2 protein-coding genes are annotated in these 1,493 nt (G+C 27.0%); both read left to right on the top strand.

From position 1 onward, the window contains the following. Positions 1 to 228 precede the first annotated feature (228 nt). A complete protein-coding gene (locus COL3_RS25605; protein WP_008426026.1) occupies positions 229 to 720 on the top strand; it encodes a hypothetical protein in 492 nt (163 codons plus the stop codon). A gap of 108 nt (positions 721 to 828) precedes the next feature. Then, positions 829 to 1,245 carry a helix-turn-helix transcriptional regulator gene (locus COL3_RS25600; RefSeq protein ID WP_008426027.1) on the top strand — a complete coding sequence of 139 codons (417 nt, stop codon included), beginning with the start codon at positions 829 to 831 and terminating at the stop codon, positions 1,243 to 1,245. Positions 1,246 to 1,493: the final 248 nt, after the last annotated feature.

Genomic DNA, 1,493 nt, shown 5'->3' with positions numbered 1-1,493 from the left:
GCTGAAAATAAAAGATGGGAGGAGCGGAACTTTACTTTTAGAAATTTTTTAAATCGCACCTATACTTCAGCTTGAAGAGTATTAATATCTTCCTTTTTAATGTACTGTTATTCAAAAACAATATTTCCATTATATATAAAATAATTATAAATATTGTTATAATGTATATAAAACAAAAATTATTACTATAACATTCCGACAAATTATAAATTTGTAGAGGTGATAAATATGTTGATGCAAAAAGCTACCCCAGAAATGGTTGAGAGATGGAAAGAAGTCTGGAACGACTATAAAGACAAATTACGCCCAAATCGAAAGTGTGGCAAAGAAGTTGTGGAATATTTAAAAAATAAGTATTTTCTAGAAGAACTGCATGATGATAATGTAAAGCAAGTAGTAATAAATAATATACTATATAATAAGCCATATGCTGATAGACTCTCTGTGGATGTAGAACCATCAGCGGTTACCTTTATTGTGAAAAATAAAGATAATGGAAAATTTCTTTATGAAAATCAAGATGAGATTTTTAAAGGAAACAATATCTTCGTTGGAGTTGAGCTAGAATCAGGGTTTTTCTGTGTTGAAGGTAGCAGTCTCCTTTGGGATGAATTATATGTATTTCGAGGATTAGACGAAAAGGACATTCAGAATTATTTTTGTGTTGGAGAGTATATTTCGTGTCTGAAAAAATTTCGACTTCTCGAAAGTATCATATAATTAAATTGAATTTTACGTTGAGTAATATAAGTTGAAGTTTGTAGATTAATGATTTTGATAATTATATATTTAACTTTAAAATAATAAATTGCATTAGAGAGGAAAAATATGAATATTACTGGTAAAAAGCTTAAGGATTTAAGATTAAAAAAGAATATTACATTAGATCAATTAGCAGCTGAAATAAGCAAAATATTTAACACTAGTATTACTGCCAGTATGCTTTCTAAATGGGAAACTGGTAAGGCAGCTCCTATATATGATCACTTAAAACGCTTAGCTTCATATTACAATGTTACTACAGACTTTCTTTTAGGATTTAATCAATATGATGAATTAACTATTATTGATTCTAATAATAATTTAGACACAAACAAAAAAATTCGTTATTCTAAAAAAGTCAGTAATATTAAATCTGTAGTTCAATTATTGGAAGATGATAAAATTACCAATAAAGATCTTTTATTTATACAAGATTTTATTCATCTTTTTATATCCAGAAAGGATAAGAATCCATATAGATAAAAAGTTAATTAGAACTATCAGTATCAATAGCTCTGCATGTTTAGTTCGTATTTATAATAAATAGGTTCAGGACTGAGTTCTAGTTATATAGAATTTATTCTTACATATGGAGTTTAACTTTTCATTTTAGCCTTTGCAGGTTTGCTTGAAAGAATTTGCTTTACAACCAAATATATGTTCGTTATAATATCGCTTAAAGAACGTATGTTTGGAGTGGTTATATGGTTGATAAGGAAAAATTAATATTT

Origin of the sequence: Clostridium sp. LS (genome assembly GCF_002760435.1) — a bacterium.
Classification (GTDB): Bacteria; Bacillota; Clostridia; order Clostridiales; family Clostridiaceae; genus Clostridium.
This window is presented reverse-complemented; position numbering and strand designations above follow the sequence as displayed.

Bases quoted from the DNA above. Each gene is read 5' to 3' on its own strand.
- COL3_RS25605 (WP_008426026.1), top strand. From the start codon at position 229: ATGTTGATGCAAAAAGCTACCCCAGAAATGGTTGAGAGATGGAAAGAA.
- COL3_RS25600 (WP_008426027.1), top strand. From the start codon at position 829: ATGAATATTACTGGTAAAAAGCTTAAGGATTTAAGATTAAAAAAGAAT.